Below are 15,265 nucleotides of genomic sequence, written 5' to 3' on the forward strand. Positions count from 1 at the left end.
TTCCAACCCAGCAACCCAGGAGCTTTCCCATGGCACAAATCGGCCAGTTCACGCGCGATAAGTCCGGCTTCACCGGTCGCGTTGAAACGCTGTTCTTCGAGCGGATTCTCACCCTCGTCCCGGCCGAATCCTCGGATGCCGAGAACGCGCCGGACTACCGTATCCGCCTCGGCGATGCCGATGGCCCGGAGATCGGCGCAGGTTGGAAGCGGACCGGCGAGAAGGCCGGCGATTACGTTTCGCTCGTCATCGACGACCCGGCGCTGCCGCGGCCGATCCGCGCAAATCTCTTCCAGTCGGGCAACGACAAAGCGGCCTGGACGCTGAACTGGAATCGTCAGCCCCAACGCGCCGAGCGGGACTGATTGCATGCAGGATCCTGTCGCGCGTGCCGCCAACCAGGCGCATCAACGGTCCACCCCCTTGTTCGGGGAAAAGCCCTCTCATAACTCGGGTCCACGCAACCGTCGGGCGGCCGCCACGCACAGCGGCGGTCAAACCGGTGGTCCGTGCGCACCGCCGGTAGGCAGCAAGACGCCTCGCCATGATGGCGGAGACAGGGCGAGCCTTGCCGTTCTCCTCCTTACCGGCCTGCTGGTGATTGGCGGGCCAACGGCAGCAGTGTCCGGGCAGAGAGCACCGGCACGAAGTCAACCGGCGAGCGATCACTACGCATCTCATGTGGCAGAGGCCGCGCAGCGCTTTGGCATTCCGGCTGCATGGATACGAGCCGTCATGCGGGTCGAGAGCAATGGCGATCGGCGTGCCGTCTCACCCAAAGGCGCACTCGGCCTGATGCAACTCATGCCCAAGACTTGGGCGGACATGCGCGCGCGCTATGGTCTCGGGCGCGATCCCTTCGATCCCCGTGACAACATCCTCGCCGGCGCCGCCTTTCTTCGCGAACTGCACGACCGTTACGGCTCGCCGGGCTTTCTCGCGGCCTATAATGCAGGTCCCGGCCGCTACGAGGAGTTTCGGGATAGACACCGTCCACTGCCCGCGGAGACGACAGCCTATGTCGCGGCCATCGTCCCTTTTGTCGACGCGGAGGGAGCGCCAGGACCTCTTCTCCTCGCGGCTTCTTCTCGTTCATCCTGGACGCGGGCGCCGCTGTTCTTCGACCACGCTGACGGGCCGTCCCCTGGCGCGCGAGCGGCGCTCGATCAACCCGCGCACGGCGGCTCAGTCGGCACTACGGTGCACGATATTTCGGCGATTGCGCCGCAGTCGGAGGGCCTGTTCGTCGCGCTCTCGGCCATGGGGCGATCGCAATGACTGCACGGCATCTTCAACGTCAATGCGCGGATCGCGGTACGTCTGCAGGCACCCTTGTTGCGGCGGCTGCACATCGGGCAGCTCGCGATATCAGCTGTCAGTTTCCAGGTTCGCTGGCGCCCCTTGACGAACATTCGGTTTGCATTCGAAACGCTGCAACACAGTCATACGGGCGATGCCTTCGGCCCGCGCTCTACTCGTCGCTTCGCTCCTCACCGAGCCACCCTACGGGTGTCTCGGCCCTTCGCGTAACGATCGCTATCGCAAACACTCGCAAACAGTGGGGGCTTCCGCGAGTACCGACCGAACGATGGCGAGATAAAAGGCCGCAATGTGCGGCTCGGTCGGTTGGTTGTTTGTGCTGCTATTTTTCCTCGGGTCCGCAATGTGCGGCTTCGGCGCGCAATGTGCGCTCGACTATCAACCCGTTGCAGGGATTCTGCATTCCGCACATTGTCGAGGCTGGCCATGGCTGAAGACAGCGATTTTCAACCACGGCCCGGCCGCATCCGCTCCTCGAGGAGCCAGCGGGCCAAGCCCTTCATCGCCCAGGCGCTTGCCGCCGCTCAACGCGCTGGCGGCGGCATTTCGCGAGCCGGCCAGCTCGTCAGCCACCGTCATTCGCGCTTCGGCCGCGGCCGAGCCGCCAGCGTGCGGGCAAACCGTCTGCTCACCGGCCGCTCGGGTCTGGTGACCATCAAGACCCGGGTCGTCCGGCACAGGGCGAGGTCGGCGCCGCTCGCGACGCATCTCGGCTATCTCCGGCGCGAAGGCGTGACCCGGGACGGGGAGAAGGCCCACCTGTTCGGCCCGGGCACCGAGGATGCCGATCCCAAGGCCTTCGCCGAGCGCTGTCAGAATGACCGCCACCATTTCCGCTTCATCGTCTCCCCCGAGGACGCGCCTGACATGGCCGACCTCAAGGGTTTCGCCCGCGAATTGGTCGGCCAGATGGAAGTGGATCTGGGTACCAAGCTCGACTGGGTGGGGGTCGATCACTGGAACACCCAGCACCCCCACGTCCACATCATCGTGCGCGGCGTCGCAGAGGACGGCCAAGACCTCGTCATCTCCCGCGACTACATCAAGGAAGGGATGCGCGCCCGCGCCCAGGACCTGGTCACCCAGGAACTTGGACTGCGCTCCGATCTCGACATTCGTCGCTCGCTCGAGAGCCAGATCGGAGCCGAGCGCTGGACGCAGCTCGATCGCCAGCTTGTTCGCGATGCAAACCAGCACGGTGTTATCGACCTTGCGCCGCGTCCCGAGCAGCAGCCCGATCAATTCCATGCGTTGAAGGTTGGCCGGCTGCGACACTTGGAAAGTCTTGGCCTCGCTCATCAACTCGGGCCCGGCCAATGGTCCATGGACGAGGCCGCCGAAACGACCTTGCGCGAGCTCGGCGAACGCGGCGACATCATCAAGCGTATCCACCGCAGCTTGACCGAACGCGGCATCGAGCGCGGGAGCGCGAGTTACGTGTTATCAGGCGAAAATCTTGACGTCCCCGTCATCGGGCGTCTCGTTGATCGCGGTCTCGACGACGAGCTCAAGGCGACCGCCTATGCCGTGGTCGACGGGGTCGACGGCCGCACCCACCACATCCGGCTGCCCGACCTCGACGCTGCCGGCGACAGCGCGCCAGGCTCAATCGTCGAGCTTCGCAAATTCGATGACGCAAGAGGGCAGCGTCGCGTGGCGCTTGCCGTCCGCTCCGATCTCTCGATCGAAGCGCAGGTGACCGCGAGCGGCGCGACATGGCTCGATCGGCAGGCCGTCGCGCGCGACCCTGTGGCGCTTGGCCAGGGCGGCTTCGGCGCCGAGGTCCGCGACGCTATGGAACGGCGGCCCGAGCAGCTCATCGGGCAGGGGCTCGCCGAACGCCAGGCGCGTGGACTGGTGTTCGCGAAAAACCTTATCGGCACGCTGCGCCGTCGGGAGTTAGAGGATCTCGGCAAGCAGCTCGCCGCCGAGACCGGTCAGCCGTTCAACCCGTCGGCTAGCGGCGAGTATGTGGCAGGCACCTATCGGCAGCGCTTCGCGCTCGCCTCCGGCCGCTTCGCCATGATCGACGACGGTCTCGGCTTCCAGCTCGTGCCTTGGACGCCCTCACTCGATAAACAGCTCGGCCGGCATGTCTCTGGCGTCGCGCGCGCGGATGGCGGCATCGATTGGGGTTTTGGGCGCAACCGGGGGCTCGGCTTGTGAGTGATCCTTCCAATCACCGACGTCAGGAGAGGGCGGCCGCCATGTCGGCGACCAAGATTCTTTGGGGGCAGGTCATCATGGTCTTCGGCATCGTCCTGCTCACGATCTGGGCCGCGACGGAATGGACGGCTTGGCGCCTCGGCTTTCAGCCGCAGCTCGGGCAGCCCTGGTTCGAGCTGCTCCATTTTCCGTTCTACCTTCCGCCTGCCTTCTTCTGGTGGTGGTATGCCTACGATGCTTACGCGCCCTCAATCTTCACCGAGGGCGCCTTCATCGCGGCATCCGGCGGCATCATCGCTGCGGCGGTCGCGATCGGTATGTCGGTCTGGCGCGCCCGCGAAGCGAAGAATGCCGAGACTTATGGGTCCGCGCGGTGGGCGAAGGCAAAGGAGATCGAGCAGGCTGGATTGCTTGGACCCGACGGCGTGGTGCTCGGCCGGTTCGAGCGCACCTATCTTCGCCATGATGGACCGGAGCATGTCCTGTGCTTCGCACCCACGCGATCGGGCAAGGGCGTCGGCCTCGTCATCCCTTCGCTCTTGACGTGGCCGGGCTCGGCTATCGTCCACGACCTCAAGGGGGAGAACTGGCAGCTCACTGCCGGCTTTCGCGCCCGACACGGCCGTGTCCTTCTGTTCGATCCGACCAACGCGAAGTCGTCGGCCTATAACCCGTTGCTCGAGGTGCGCCGCGGCGAGTGGGAGGTGCGCGACGTCCAGAACATTGCCGACATTCTGGTCGACCCGGAGGGCAGCCTCGAGAAGCGGAACCATTGGGAGAAAACCAGTCACGCCCTGCTGGTCGGCGCGATCCTCCACGTCCTCTATGCCGAGGAAGACAAGACGCTCGCCGGTGTCGCAGCCTTCTTGTCCGATCCCAAGCGGCCCATTGAGACGACGCTTGCCGCAATGATGCGAACCGCGCATCTCGGCGAGGCCGGTGTTCATCCCGTCGTCGCGTCCGCTGCCCGCGAGTTGCTGAACAAGTCCGGCAACGAACGCTCCGGTGTCTTGAGCACCGCCATGTCGTTCCTGGGCCTTTACCGAGATCCCGTGGTGGCGGAGGTGACGCGGTGCTGCGACTGGCGGATTACCGATATCGTTGGCGGAGAGCGAGCGACCACGCTGTACCTTGTCGTGCCGCCCTCCGACATCAATCGCACCAAGCCGCTGATCCGTCTGATCCTCAACCAGATAGGCCGCCGCTTGACCGAGGATCTGCAAGCCAAGGCCGGCCGGCGCCGGCTCCTCCTGATGCTCGACGAATTCCCGGCGCTCGGCCGGCTCGACTTCTTCGAGTCTGCGCTGGCCTTCATGGCCGGATACGGCATCAAGAGTTTCCTGATTGCTCAGTCGCTGAACCAGATCGAGAAGGCCTACGGGCCCAACAACTCGATCCTTGACAACTGCCACGTCCGGGTCAGCTTTGCGACCAACGACGAGCGCACCGCAAAGCGCGTGAGCGACGCGCTCGGCACGGCGACCGAGATGAAGGCGATGAAGAACTATGCCGGCAGCCGGCTGGCGCCTTGGCTGGGCCACCTCATGGTGTCGCGGTCCGAGACCGCCCGCCCGCTGCTCACGCCCGGCGAGATGATGCAGCTCCCGCCCTCCGACGAGATCGTCATGATGTCGGGCCTCCATCCGATTCGGGCGAAGAAGGCGCGCTATTACGAAGATAGACGTTTCCAGGAGCGCATCATGGCGCCGCCGATGCTGACGAAATCCAATGGCGGCCGGTTGGACGATTGGAGCTCAAGGCCATTGCCGCCGCGCCCAAGGGCATTGGAGACGTTGAACGACGACCAGACGGATGACGAAGATCCAAAGGCCGCCGACCGCAGGCAGCAGCCGGAACTCGATCGAGACACGGTGGAGAATAAGGAACCACTCGAGAACGAGTTCGCTTCGGACCTCGTGGATGAGCTCGATGAAGATGTCCCGCGGATCAGGCGCATGAACGACATGATGCAGGGCGTGGCGCGCCAAGCCTCCCTCGATCCCGGCGACGATCTCGGATTGTGAGGTAGCCATGATCGGGACAAAAAAGAAGGCTCAGCTGTCGGTCTATCTCGATCCTGATGTCATGAAGGCGCTATCGGCCTACGCCGCCCGGCGCGAGCAGTCGCTGTCGCTTATCGCGGAAGCCGCGATCGCTTCCTTTCTGTCGCCGGACGCCGATGAACGGCGAGAGGCTGCTACTGCCAAGCGTCTTGACCAGATCGACCGCCGGATCGCGCGCCTTGAGCGGGATGTCGGGATTTCGGTCGAGACTATCGCTCTCTTCATCCGCTTCTGGCTCACGACAACACCATCACTCCCCGAACCCGCCGCCAAGGCCGCGAGAGCACAGGCCGGAGCGCGTTATGATAATTTCCTTGCCGCATTGGGCCGCCGGCTCAATCAAGGGCCGAAACTGCGGCAAGAAATCCCGGAGGATGCCCAGCAGACTGACTCGTCCCCAGGCGAGTGATGCTCAACCCCGACGGTCGGCTCTGGATCGATTGGCTGTCTGGCGGGTTGGAGGATAGCGGACGAACGATGTCCGCCGCCGACGGCGAGCGGATCGTGGACCATCCAAAAAGTGTTAGGCGACCCGCGTGCTCAACTGCGAAATGCATGCCCTCCCCTGGATCAACTCGATCAGAGGCGACCCCCTGGCCCCGTATGCGACCGTCTGATGCGAGCTATATCCCTCGACGGCCTGCCAGGATCGACTGCGACCTAGCGAGTGATGTCAACGGGATGAGGGGGGATCCTGTGTTTGCGACAATTGTACAAGCGTTGCCAAGATTGCCTCAGTCGAAGACACGGATAGTGTTCGCACATTCACGCTCGATTTCCCAGACTGGTTAACCAATGACCTCGCCATTGAAGCGGGCGTATCTTTAGACGGTGTGTGTCTCAAGGCGACGACTGGCATTTCTTCCACCCGAGTTCTTCTCGACTCCAATCGAGCGAGTAAGCCAGGAGCCAATCAGCGCGCCGCGCCCGTGACTTGCTGGCGGAGTTGCGGCTATTATGTGTTTGCGAACAGGATCAACGAGATTTTGTCAGGCCCCATCCGTTGATCTATCTTCGGTCGGGCTTCTAGAGACAAACCGCCGATGATGAAGACGTACACCGGCTCGTGTCACTGCGGCACCGTCCGTTTCGAGATCGACGCCGATATCGACCATGTGCGGGTTTGCGACTGCTCTATCTGCTCGAAGCGTGGCGCGCTGATTTATCGCGTCGCCGAGGGCGACTTCCGGCTCCTGACGCCCCTCCAGGAGTTGTCGGTCTATCGCTGGGGTTTATTCACTGCGGCTGACTATTTTTGCCCGGTTTGCGGTATTTTGCCGTTCCGCAAACCAAGCCAGCCCACCGCAGCAGAACGCGAAGCCGGCATTCGGCCGTTCGACGGATGGGCAGTGAACGTGCGTTGCCTGAAGGACTTCGATCCGTTTTCAGTGCCCGTTCGGCAGATTCACGGCAGCAGGCTGACAATTGATTCGCCATAGCGGCCCTTGCCATGGACTTTCCGTTCGACTGCACGTGTTTATAATTGGTGATGTTCGTTGGACGTCGGCACTCAAAGAACGAAATCGGCCCTTTCCACCACGCTGAGTTTGGGAGTAGTGCCACTTCATAGCCGAGCATCGGGAAAACCTTCAGAAGATGCTCGTTTTCGACAGGCATCCTCGAAATCATGACGCGTCTCTTGATCGGTCGCGTGGATGGCCGGCCAAGGCGGAAGCGATGAACACGCGTCGATGATAGTGGCGTGCCTGTCCGAGTTCCTTGTCGCCGGCTCGCCTGTCACGCGTTCGAGACCCGCTGCGGCGTCGATCAGGCCGCGATCGAATAAACCCAGCCGTCGAACGCACTCGCTCGCGTCAGGTTTTCAAGGGAAAGATCAAACGCACTGTGCAGGCGCGCTTCAATACCTGTCCCGGGCAACGCGGGAACGCCCGACTCCAATTCCTTCCTTACGACCGGGCGTCCAGGCTCATCTATCGTCGCGTAGCCGCGTCGGCCGAGTTCGGTCAGCAGCGTGGACTTCCCACAGCCGGGGCATCCCGAGATCACGGCGAATCGATCAGATATTCTTCAAGCTCAATTGGCGCTCCAATAGACTTGCCTGATGAGGCGTAATCTCCGCGCCTTTGCGCCTCCGGACACATCACACGTGGACTACGAAAGATCGCCCCAGTGGGGATGAACCCGGTTGCCGTGGTCAATCGGCTGCGTACAAATGGTTGAAAAAGTCGAGGCAATTGCGATTATCGAAGTCTCCTCTTCCGATGCGACCGCGCCCGCCAATGCATTTCGCGAACCTGCATCCGGCAACCAGTCGTCACTCACTCCCGTGCTGTGAAACGCACTCCAATTTAATCACAGCCCTGTTCGGCCGGCAAAGAAGGCTTGTCGGGCGAAATTGGTGTTCTAAGTCCCTCAATTGGCTACGTAGAAGCCGTTGAAATTCGCTATTTTTTCTTGCGACGTGGACCCGCTGGCTTGCGGCTTTTAGGCAAGGTCTTCGGAGACCTAGCACCTTTGGGCGGCAGAACAAAGAACTCGGACAACTGCACGTCCAGCGTTTCGGCGATGCGGTCGAGAAGATCAATCGTCGGGTTCTTCGATTGCCGCTCAAGACTACTCATGTAGGAGCGGTCGATCCCGGCCTTCCAAGCCAATTGCTCCTGCGAGATACCCCGATTCACGCGAATCCGACGCACATTCCAGGCTACAATCGCACGAGTTTTCATACGTCAACTCATGCCATGGTGCTAGGCCTCAAAACACTGGCTATAATCCCGCTATTATTTCTTGGTCGGTGTTCCTCGACGTGATCTAGCCTCAAACGCGGCCGGGACCGTGATCGATGCACGTGGGCAGTCGGCGTCCCACGCGCTTCGCACGATGCCCGCGGCTTAGGATGTCGACAGTGTATCGGGGTATTTCGCCTCTAAGCTTTGGCCTATCTCCGAAAAAGCGCTCAAGACCGCATCGATCTGATCCCGTCCTATTCCAGCGTAGATGACCAACCGTACGTATCGATCGCCATAAGGGACGACAAGCACGCCCAATCCCGCTTCACCCAGCGTCCAAGATTTGAGGGCAGGAGCTCCGGAAAGACGTAGAACCACAGGAACATCTGGATCAGCAATGGCACGTTCCGAAAGAGAGCTGTGTAGACGAAGCCTATTCCACGCACCGCTCTCGATCGAGCAGTGCGGGCTGTACCGACTAAGGTTCCGATCGCAAGCGCTAGGAGGAAGCTCACCACCGCCATGACTATTGTGAGACGCAGACCTTCCAGCAGCCATCCAAGCTGCGGCTGCTGGAAGAGAATACTCCAGTTCCAATTGTAGGAGAGCATTCGACCCAGCCGCTATTGAGGGACTGCTTGCGCTTGCAAAACGGTCTCGAGCTTCTCGCTCAGTGGAATTCCAAATTGGTCAAACCACTTGTGGTAGAGAGATGTTATCTCTCCCGAGCGAAAGAGCTCGGCCAGCGTCTTGTTGACAGCCAAGCGAAACGCAGAGTCGTCACGGCGCATCATTAACCCGTACGGCTCGAAGGAGAGCGGGCGGCCGACGACCTCCAGACGGTCGCGAGCCGGCTTTTGTCGCAAAGTGTAGAGGATCGCGTCGTCCGAACAAAACGCGTCGGCGCGATCGCTATCGACAGCCAAGAGTCCTTCTGAAAAATTCGAGATGTTTAGGATTTTCACGTTTGGGACCTTTAGTTTCTGGACCCATCTGCGCCGCCGAGATCGATACTGCGCCGTCCGACGCCGAAGGCCATATGAACTTGCCGCGATCCAGGCGCTTGGCGTAGAGCGACATGCCCAGCCCGTCATGCCAGAGGATCTTGACCAGATCGCCGCGGCGACCCCGGAAGATGTAGAGATCGCCAGCATGAGGATCGCGCTTCAGGCTCTCCTGGACCGCAAGCGCCAGGCTTTGCATCCCGCGGCGCATGTCGGTGTGGCCGGTGGCGATCCAGACCCTGACGCCGCTCGGGATCGGGATCATCGCCGTCTCAGAAGCTCAAGAACCCGCTGCAGCGCCTCCGCGTCCACGTCCCGGTCAACGCGCACGCGACAGCCGCCCCCAAGCTCGATCTCGATAATGCCGGCCCGTGCACGTTGCGCAGGCGGTGAAGACACCGGTTGTGGCGCGCCACTCGAGATCGGAGCCGCCGCAGGCGTCATCTCAACCGGAACAAGCACCGGCGCGGCATCCCCGCTCAACTTGCCTTCCCGCGCCAACCGGCGCCACGTGAACAATTGGCTTGTCGACAGCCCGTTACGTCGTGCCGTGACCGACACCAGACGTGGCCCGCCATAGCTCTCGGTGACGATTCGCTGCTTTTCTTCCAATGTCCAACGACGTCGAGCGCCTGTCGAGACGACTTCAAGTCGGGAAACCTTCGGCATAGGCATATGGTCAGTCATACGCCTATGTCTTCATCCTCCATCAAACCGCACAAGGCGGTCCTCCCCGGAGCGATACGTCGTCTATGCCGAGTCGCTGGACGACCTAGCAGCATCAGCCAGACTGGCCAGCAGATCTGCAGCGCCAGCTCAACATCCAGCCGACGCTGACCATCCGGCCAGGTTTCCCCGTGCGGGTCATCGTTACCCGCGATTTGGTATTGGCACCCTACGGCAAGGGAGGAACGCCATGACGAAGCTCAAACTCGGTCCGCTACGCGACATCCCGGTCTGGCGTATCTTGATCCATCATGCGTTGCCGAACGCGGCCGTGCCATATTGACGGTGCTCGGGTTGCTTGTTGGGGGAGTGGTCACGGGCTCAATCCTTGTTGAGACGGTGTTTTCGTGGCCCGGGATGGGCAATCTGCTTATCACGTCGATCGGCAGCTGTGGTGCGCTACGGTGTGGCCCTGGGCGGCCATACGCCGCACGAGCTCGGGAAATTCCGCCGAGGATCGGCCCACCAGAAAGAACGTGGCTCGCGCGCATTCCTGTGCGAGCGCAGCCAACACCTTATCCGTGTTCGGCGGCCGCGGTCCGTCATCGAAGGTGAGGACGACTTCATAGTCCGCCATCTGCGAGTTCGGTTTGATTCTACGCTTCATCGCGCGATTCAAACACGGTGCACCTTTGTGTGTCGATATAATTAATGACTCAATACGTGTTATACAAAAGAATACAACTTAAACGTTGACATGGCCGAATGGTATTTCCTATCGTCGCATCCAGAAAACCTCGTACGGCAGGCGTAAGCCATCTTGCGCGCCGGCAGTTTGCCGAAGGCGTAACTGACGATCGTAGAGCGCTCCGTAGGGAGCGCTCTACGTATTTGAGCAACGCGGCCGGCAAAAGCCGGCATCTGATGGCCCCGGCACGCTCCGAAAAGGTGGTAATAACCCGTGCGAGACCTGATCATCGAAGCCTTTGACAGCGTCATCCGCTGCGAGATCGCGGAAGCAGACGACGTTCGCAAGGAAATCGCCCAGCGCGGCGCCTACTGGGCCGGCGACGAGATATGGAAGCTGGGCCGCCAAGTCGCCGCGCTGCGCAAGCGTATCGCCGAGCTGGAAGAAACCGACGCATGATCTCAGCAGACCGCGAGTATCTGCTCGATGCCCCTCTAGAACCGTGGCTTCAATCGCTTCGAGCGGCACCGTGCGCCGGTTATCACAGAAACCAGTTTCCTTCATGCGCGTGCAGATCGTTTGCCTCAGCAGTCATCCACTGCTCGCGCGGGTTTTCGCGGCTGATGCGCTTGCCGGTCTCCGGGACCTTTATGAACCTTTGGCGGTTCCAGATGATCCGCCCGGCGTACTGAAGGATGCCGTTCAAGCGCTTGCGGCTACCGTCAATGGTCGAGGCGTTCCAGGCGCCGCCACGTGGCCCGGGTACGCCTTTCTTGTTCAAGGCAGTTGCGATGTCGCGTGGCGAGTTGCCGCCTTCAACGGCTTCTTCATCTGCGGTGTTAGACTCACGAAGGCTTTTCCTTGCCGACGCATTCGATGAGGAAGCGTGACAGCGCTTCGAACGTGTCAAATCGGTTTATGGTGCGGCCCTTATAGACTTCCTTTGAGAACCAGAACATGCGACGACTGAAGGTGAGCCACGCCGAGGGCATCAAGACATAGTCGAAGATCGCTTCGTTCTTCTCGTCCAGCCGAACCGCGACAACCCATCCCTTCGGCCACCTCACGCGGTATTGCAGCGTCCAGCGCAAGGGCCGGTTTTCATAGTTGCGGCATCTCGCGACCCGAAAGACGACATTCACGACATTGTCGATTCGAAGACATTCAGTCGAAGCATTGAGGGTGGCACTGCGACCAAGTCTCTCGAAGGCGTCTCGAAGGCGAGCAGCATTGCTAAGCTGAAGGGCGGCCCACCGTTGGTGCGACGCGTATTTGTCAAACCATTCTTGATTGCCGTTGTACCCAATAAGACGGTAGATGTTCCGCAGCGCGCCGAAGTGCAAAACATACGATGACATGGACGGCAGTCCCGGACTTGAATTGATAATCGTCTTACTAAGCTTGCCTTTCTTCATCAGGACCTTACGGAGCCGAAGCAACATTTCCTCTTCGGGAATGCTGACGCGCCCCTCACCCATAATCTTTTGCGCGCGCCGGAATGCGTCGCGATGGACGATAGGTTCGATGGCATTCTCTTTTCTGATCCAGAGCTCCCTTGGGTTGCGCGTCACCTTGGCGCCAAGTTTTCTGCTTTTGCGATTGTAGGTCAGAACGCCGATATAAGCTTCGTTCCGGAGGAGGTCACCGACAGCCTTTCCAAGCCACGGTCTTCCCTGGCTATTCAAGATCCCTCGCTGGTTGAGCTCTCGGGCAATGGTGGCCTGCGATTTGTGACGGAGATATTCGTGGAGAATCCAATTCACGATCTCGACTTGATCGGGCGCACCGGGGATGAGCTTGACATGGTCGGTAAGCAAAGATTTGCGCTGGCCGATCGTTAAAATGCCCTTCGGTCTGCATTGATCGTCGACGAGACGTCGTTGGAACGCGTAAGCCGTAGGGCCGCCCATTTTGAAGCCGCGATGCGTCAGCCGGACTGACCCTGCGAAAACTTTGGCGGAGAGTTCCCGACTGAACTCAGCCGCCATCACTCTCTTAATATTCTTCATGATGCTGGCGAGAAGGCTTCCGTCATTGTCGAATTGCTCCGCGCAATAAGCAACCTCGACGCCCGCCCTGCGGCAGATGAACTCGTAGTGCGCGCTCTCGTCAACGTCCTGAAAGCGTCCCCATCGGCTCACGTCGAAGACAAGCAGATGAGCGAAGTCAGCGCGTCCCGATTGCACGTCTTCAACCAGTTCGGTAAGGCCCCCCCGGTTTTCGATTCTGAGGCCGCTTTCTCCCTCGTCACGATAGGTGTGGACGATGGTTAGCTTGTGAAGTTCGGCGTAGGTCGCGATGACCACTGCCTGATTCTCAATCGAGTATTGCTGGTAATCCGTCGACATGCGGACATACTGCGCCGCCCGTCGCGCTTTCTGCGACTGAGGCAGACGTTTCGCGTGTACAACAAGGGTGTTCCCCATGTTGCCTCCCCGCGGCTATATCGCGCCGCGCTGTATTGCGCATCGCAAACCATTTAGGCGCATCATCAAGTCCGCGCCATCGGAAAGTGTATTCAGAAAGAGTCAACTGCTATGTCGTTTTTCTTGAAAGCACGTTGCGGCGGGCGAAGCGAGCTGCAGAGAAATGCGGGTTTGCGCTTTTGGGCCCGTAGCCGACATGTCCGGCGCAGCTCTTTCGTCTGCTTCTGACGAGGCAACCAGCAGGATATCGTCGTTGTCCTTGTCGATGATGTTGAACGCCCATCCATCATGGCTGTGGCGATCGCCACGTCGGCCTTCTTCTCCTTATTGCCGCTATTCTTGTTGTAGACGTGGGTCTTGAAGCCGGCCTTGTCGACCATCTTCCAGAATGAGTCGCCGGGGAGGTGAACCCCACATACCGCCCGTCAGCTGGCAAACCGACAGCGCTGGCAGCAATTTAGGATTGGATGAATTCTTCAAGCTCGTCGATCATCGTTTACCGGGTTTGATTCCTCCGAAAGGATATCAATGGCCTCGAGCCTTGCGTCATACTCCTCGTATGTGCCGAGCAGGGCTTGGCCAACTGTCAAGTTGTGCACGGGATCGATAATCGAGGGGGAGTCGTAAGTTAGGGAGGTTGGTCCAGTAAATAGAACTTCTTCGCCACGCTCGTCGCGTCGCAACGTTCGGTCCGTACACCATTTGACGAGTTGCGTGACCTCTCCCTTCCCGGACTCAATGATGGGCGGCAGCTGCCGAACCGAGTAGAAATTCGTCCGCGCAGAATACATCTGCCGCGAATCCGAGCTCATGCGCTCGTCTGGTTGAGCGGTAAGGGTCAGCAGGCGCTTGCCTTTCGGACGCTCGAGCGTACCCTGAATTAGACCGCCTTCTCTGATCAGTCTAATGTGCGCCAGCTTTTTTGGAGCACCAAGAACCTCTCGTCCCGAGGCGAGAGCTGCATCATTTACCGTCACGTAAATGTAAGGGATGTAGTAGCCAGTCTCGCCGTCGGGATCACGAACTTGAATTCCTGAATAGCACTCCAAGTATGGCCCGACAGTGCTTGAGCGATAGCTCGCGACCCCCACAATGGCGATTGCAGGGTTTGCTGCAGGTGCTAGTTCCTTCGGCAATAAACAATTCGCCTCGTGCCCCACGCTGAACATAAGGTTTATGGCTTGGCAGCCGAGAAACGCACCGCCACGATTTTTGCCCCCATGGTAAAGAGGCGCATCAAGCGGAATGCCTTTGACGTCGGGCATCGCATCCTCCTTGATCTCAGAACAATTCGCGCGGTTGGAGATTGAGCTATTCATCTCACCGCGCCTCTCCGGTTGTTGAAGCGCCCCTGAAGCGACTGTACTGCGCTGGCAGCGATGTGGGTTCGGTAGTCCGTGCGGCACATCGATCCGGTGATAGCGATCTTCGCTACGCGAGGCCGCAGTGCCGTTTCTGCGCCTTGCACCTCAATCCGCCGGATTAAACGATCCGAAAACATCCGACACGCTTGACCTTTTCCATTCTAGAAGCCGGCAGCTGTCCTGTGCTGCCGGATGCGCCTGATTGTGCATCCATTCCGGCGGAGCCTGCTCACCGATGATGACGTCAAGGCGAGTGGGTGATTCCTATTTGTCTATCAGTCGTTATGCAACGTCGATGCCAGGCACCTCGTGCGGTTTATACGGCTCACTGGCTGACGTCAAATTGGGTACGAGTGACCCGACAACTTTCGACCCTTGTTCTGTTGCCTTCCTCGCTTGTCCGATTGACGACGCGATGTCGAAAGCCCGACATGATCAAGTATCCGGACAGAAAGTCGATGAGGCTCTCTCACGAGTTTTCGCAACAGCCTCGATTAAACCAGATCAGCGTAACATTGTCGCTGCGCATGGTCGAAAACGCAGGCCCTGACATCGCCGTCTCGGTGGAGAGTCGGAAGACCTCCGGCGCCTGTGCAAGAGTCACGTGAGGCTGACTTCCCATCAGAGTCTCGGCGCGCCGATTGCACGGAATGGATACTCCAATTCGCAAGACTAAGGAGAACCTCATGCGTTCTGCGCCCCACTTTTCGATCCACAAGGAGCTCAGCACCGTTCGGCACCGGTATCGCTCCGCTCGCGGGTACCGATCCTATCTCCGAAACCGGAGGAAATTCGGTCGCAAATTGTCGGCGTCTAGAAGGCGGGGTAGTTCGGCAAAGCCAATGCAATAATCCAAAGGATGGCTAACGCCTGAGCGG

At 60.1% G+C, this 15,265-nt stretch carries 19 protein-coding genes and 2 pseudogenes; 10 read left to right on the forward strand and 11 right to left on the reverse strand.

Annotation, left to right across the window (positions count from 1 at the left end; translation table 11 throughout):
- Nucleotides 1-29 precede the first annotated feature (29 nt).
- The 7 genes and pseudogenes from AAFG50_RS03230 to AAFG50_RS03260 all read left to right on the forward strand — a co-directional run bounded on the left by AAFG50_RS03230 (nucleotide 30) and on the right by AAFG50_RS03260 (nucleotide 6,988).
- Nucleotides 30-365 carry a DUF736 domain-containing protein gene (locus tag AAFG50_RS03230; RefSeq protein WP_011082878.1) on the forward strand — a complete coding sequence of 112 codons (336 nt, stop codon included), beginning with the start codon at nucleotides 30-32 and terminating at the stop codon, nucleotides 363-365.
- Between the two features lie 4 nt (nucleotides 366-369).
- A complete protein-coding gene (locus AAFG50_RS03235) occupies nucleotides 370-1,278 on the forward strand; it encodes a lytic transglycosylase domain-containing protein (RefSeq protein ID WP_011082877.1) in 909 nt (302 codons plus the stop codon).
- Between the two features lie 468 nt (nucleotides 1,279-1,746).
- Entirely contained in the window at nucleotides 1,747-3,486 is a 1,740-nt protein-coding gene (locus AAFG50_RS03240; RefSeq protein ID WP_028175097.1) for a VirD2 family relaxase/mobilization nuclease, read from the forward strand.
- 41 nt (nucleotides 3,487-3,527) lie between these two features.
- Nucleotides 3,528-5,510 carry a conjugal transfer protein TraG gene (locus AAFG50_RS03245; RefSeq protein WP_018269525.1) on the forward strand — a complete coding sequence of 661 codons (1,983 nt, stop codon included), beginning with the start codon at nucleotides 3,528-3,530 and terminating at the stop codon, nucleotides 5,508-5,510.
- A gap of 7 nt (nucleotides 5,511-5,517) precedes the next feature.
- A complete protein-coding gene (locus tag AAFG50_RS03250; protein ID WP_011082874.1) occupies nucleotides 5,518-5,958 on the forward strand; it encodes a ribbon-helix-helix protein, CopG family in 441 nt (146 codons plus the stop codon).
- Nucleotides 5,955-6,056: pseudogene (locus AAFG50_RS03255) on the forward strand (P-type conjugative transfer ATPase TrbB); the annotation flags it as partial. The gene AAFG50_RS03250 and the pseudogene AAFG50_RS03255, both read left to right, overlap by 4 nt.
- Before the next feature lie 536 nt (nucleotides 6,057-6,592).
- Complete coding sequence (locus AAFG50_RS03260) at nucleotides 6,593-6,988, forward strand: GFA family protein (RefSeq protein WP_014490264.1); 396 nt, start codon at nucleotides 6,593-6,595, stop codon at nucleotides 6,986-6,988.
- A gap of 328 nt (nucleotides 6,989-7,316) precedes the next feature.
- Here the strand turns inward: AAFG50_RS03260 and AAFG50_RS03265 are convergent, their stop codons facing one another.
- Complete coding sequence (locus tag AAFG50_RS03265; protein WP_011082871.1) at nucleotides 7,317-7,556, reverse strand: AAA family ATPase; 240 nt, start codon at nucleotides 7,554-7,556, stop codon at nucleotides 7,317-7,319.
- A gap of 166 nt (nucleotides 7,557-7,722) precedes the next feature.
- Here AAFG50_RS03265 and AAFG50_RS03270 point away from each other — a divergent pair, with 166 nt between their 5' ends.
- Nucleotides 7,723-7,845 (forward strand): hypothetical protein, encoded by a 123-nt coding sequence (locus tag AAFG50_RS03270; protein WP_256379488.1) that lies wholly within the window; start codon nucleotides 7,723-7,725, stop codon nucleotides 7,843-7,845.
- Between the two features lie 109 nt (nucleotides 7,846-7,954).
- Here the strand turns inward: AAFG50_RS03270 and AAFG50_RS03275 are convergent, their stop codons facing one another.
- From AAFG50_RS03275 to AAFG50_RS03295, 5 genes are all read right to left on the reverse strand, one after another.
- Nucleotides 7,955-8,236, reverse strand: a complete 282-nt coding sequence (locus tag AAFG50_RS03275; protein WP_011082870.1) for a helix-turn-helix transcriptional regulator — start codon at nucleotides 8,234-8,236, stop codon at nucleotides 7,955-7,957.
- A 257-nt stretch (nucleotides 8,237-8,493) separates the two neighbouring features.
- Nucleotides 8,494-8,850, reverse strand: coding sequence for an ABC transporter permease subunit (locus tag AAFG50_RS03280; RefSeq protein WP_011082869.1), 357 nt, complete (start codon nucleotides 8,848-8,850; stop codon nucleotides 8,494-8,496).
- 12 nt (nucleotides 8,851-8,862) lie between these two features.
- Nucleotides 8,863-9,165 (reverse strand): transporter substrate-binding domain-containing protein, encoded by a 303-nt coding sequence (locus AAFG50_RS03285; RefSeq protein ID WP_014490263.1) that lies wholly within the window; start codon nucleotides 9,163-9,165, stop codon nucleotides 8,863-8,865.
- The gene (gene tnpB, locus AAFG50_RS03290; protein ID WP_011082867.1) at nucleotides 9,152-9,508 is read right to left on the reverse strand and encodes an IS66 family insertion sequence element accessory protein TnpB; all 357 of its coding nucleotides are present in this window, start codon (nucleotides 9,506-9,508) and stop codon (nucleotides 9,152-9,154) included. The genes AAFG50_RS03285 and tnpB overlap by 14 nt, the downstream gene beginning before the upstream one ends.
- Complete coding sequence (locus tag AAFG50_RS03295; RefSeq protein WP_011082866.1) at nucleotides 9,505-9,930, reverse strand: transposase; 426 nt, start codon at nucleotides 9,928-9,930, stop codon at nucleotides 9,505-9,507. The genes tnpB and AAFG50_RS03295 overlap by 4 nt, the downstream gene beginning before the upstream one ends.
- Nucleotides 9,931-10,017: 87 nt before the next feature.
- Between AAFG50_RS03295 and AAFG50_RS03300 the strand changes: the two are divergent.
- Nucleotides 10,018-10,163: pseudogene (locus tag AAFG50_RS03300) on the forward strand (TrbI/VirB10 family protein); the annotation flags it as partial.
- Nucleotides 10,164-10,342: 179 nt separating this feature from the next.
- Here AAFG50_RS03300 and AAFG50_RS03305 read toward each other — a convergent pair.
- The gene (locus AAFG50_RS03305; RefSeq protein ID WP_011082865.1) at nucleotides 10,343-10,576 is read right to left on the reverse strand and encodes a polysaccharide deacetylase family protein; all 234 of its coding nucleotides are present in this window, start codon (nucleotides 10,574-10,576) and stop codon (nucleotides 10,343-10,345) included.
- 294 nt (nucleotides 10,577-10,870) lie between these two features.
- Between AAFG50_RS03305 and AAFG50_RS03310 the strand changes: the two genes are divergently transcribed.
- Complete coding sequence (locus AAFG50_RS03310; RefSeq protein WP_011082864.1) at nucleotides 10,871-11,056, forward strand: hypothetical protein; 186 nt, start codon at nucleotides 10,871-10,873, stop codon at nucleotides 11,054-11,056.
- An 82-nt stretch (nucleotides 11,057-11,138) separates the two neighbouring features.
- Here the strand turns inward: AAFG50_RS03310 and AAFG50_RS03315 are convergent, their stop codons facing one another.
- From AAFG50_RS03315 to AAFG50_RS03330, 4 genes are all read right to left on the reverse strand, one after another.
- Nucleotides 11,139-11,378, reverse strand: a complete 240-nt coding sequence (locus AAFG50_RS03315; protein WP_014490262.1) for a recombinase family protein — start codon at nucleotides 11,376-11,378, stop codon at nucleotides 11,139-11,141.
- A 64-nt stretch (nucleotides 11,379-11,442) separates the two neighbouring features.
- Entirely contained in the window at nucleotides 11,443-13,023 is a 1,581-nt protein-coding gene (locus tag AAFG50_RS03320; protein ID WP_011082862.1) for a recombinase family protein, read from the reverse strand.
- Between the two features lie 92 nt (nucleotides 13,024-13,115).
- On the reverse strand, nucleotides 13,116-13,403 hold the full coding sequence (locus AAFG50_RS03325) for a hypothetical protein (RefSeq protein WP_011082861.1): 288 nt from the start codon (nucleotides 13,401-13,403) through the stop codon (nucleotides 13,116-13,118).
- 96 nt (nucleotides 13,404-13,499) lie between these two features.
- Nucleotides 13,500-14,342, reverse strand: a complete 843-nt coding sequence (locus tag AAFG50_RS03330) for an acetoacetate decarboxylase family protein (protein WP_011082860.1) — start codon at nucleotides 14,340-14,342, stop codon at nucleotides 13,500-13,502.
- Nucleotides 14,343-15,265 lie beyond the last annotated feature (923 nt).

The organism is Bradyrhizobium sp. B039 (assembly GCF_038965675.1).
Classification (GTDB): Bacteria; Pseudomonadota; Alphaproteobacteria; order Rhizobiales; family Xanthobacteraceae; genus Bradyrhizobium; species Bradyrhizobium diazoefficiens.

Bases quoted from the DNA above. Each gene is read 5' to 3' on its own strand.
- AAFG50_RS03260 (WP_014490264.1), top strand. From the start codon at position 6,593: ATGATGAAGACGTACACCGGCTCGTGTCACTGCGGCACCGTCCGTTTC.
- AAFG50_RS03330 (WP_011082860.1), bottom strand. From the start codon at position 14,342: ATGAATAGCTCAATCTCCAACCGCGCGAATTGTTCTGAGATCAAGGAG.
- AAFG50_RS03280 (WP_011082869.1), bottom strand. From the start codon at position 8,850: ATGCTCTCCTACAATTGGAACTGGAGTATTCTCTTCCAGCAGCCGCAG.
- AAFG50_RS03230 (WP_011082878.1), top strand. From the start codon at position 30: ATGGCACAAATCGGCCAGTTCACGCGCGATAAGTCCGGCTTCACCGGT.
- AAFG50_RS03275 (WP_011082870.1), bottom strand. From the start codon at position 8,236: ATGAAAACTCGTGCGATTGTAGCCTGGAATGTGCGTCGGATTCGCGTG.
- AAFG50_RS03240 (WP_028175097.1), top strand. From the start codon at position 1,747: ATGGCTGAAGACAGCGATTTTCAACCACGGCCCGGCCGCATCCGCTCC.
- AAFG50_RS03245 (WP_018269525.1), top strand. From the start codon at position 3,528: ATGTCGGCGACCAAGATTCTTTGGGGGCAGGTCATCATGGTCTTCGGC.
- AAFG50_RS03305 (WP_011082865.1), bottom strand. From the start codon at position 10,576: ATGAAGCGTAGAATCAAACCGAACTCGCAGATGGCGGACTATGAAGTC.
- AAFG50_RS03235 (WP_011082877.1), top strand. From the start codon at position 370: ATGCAGGATCCTGTCGCGCGTGCCGCCAACCAGGCGCATCAACGGTCC.
- AAFG50_RS03320 (WP_011082862.1), bottom strand. From the start codon at position 13,023: ATGGGGAACACCCTTGTTGTACACGCGAAACGTCTGCCTCAGTCGCAG.
- tnpB (WP_011082867.1), bottom strand. From the start codon at position 9,508: ATGATCCCGATCCCGAGCGGCGTCAGGGTCTGGATCGCCACCGGCCAC.
- AAFG50_RS03250 (WP_011082874.1), top strand. From the start codon at position 5,518: ATGATCGGGACAAAAAAGAAGGCTCAGCTGTCGGTCTATCTCGATCCT.
- AAFG50_RS03295 (WP_011082866.1), bottom strand. From the start codon at position 9,930: ATGACTGACCATATGCCTATGCCGAAGGTTTCCCGACTTGAAGTCGTC.
- AAFG50_RS03325 (WP_011082861.1), bottom strand. From the start codon at position 13,403: ATGGTCGACAAGGCCGGCTTCAAGACCCACGTCTACAACAAGAATAGC.
- AAFG50_RS03270 (WP_256379488.1), top strand. From the start codon at position 7,723: ATGGTTGAAAAAGTCGAGGCAATTGCGATTATCGAAGTCTCCTCTTCC.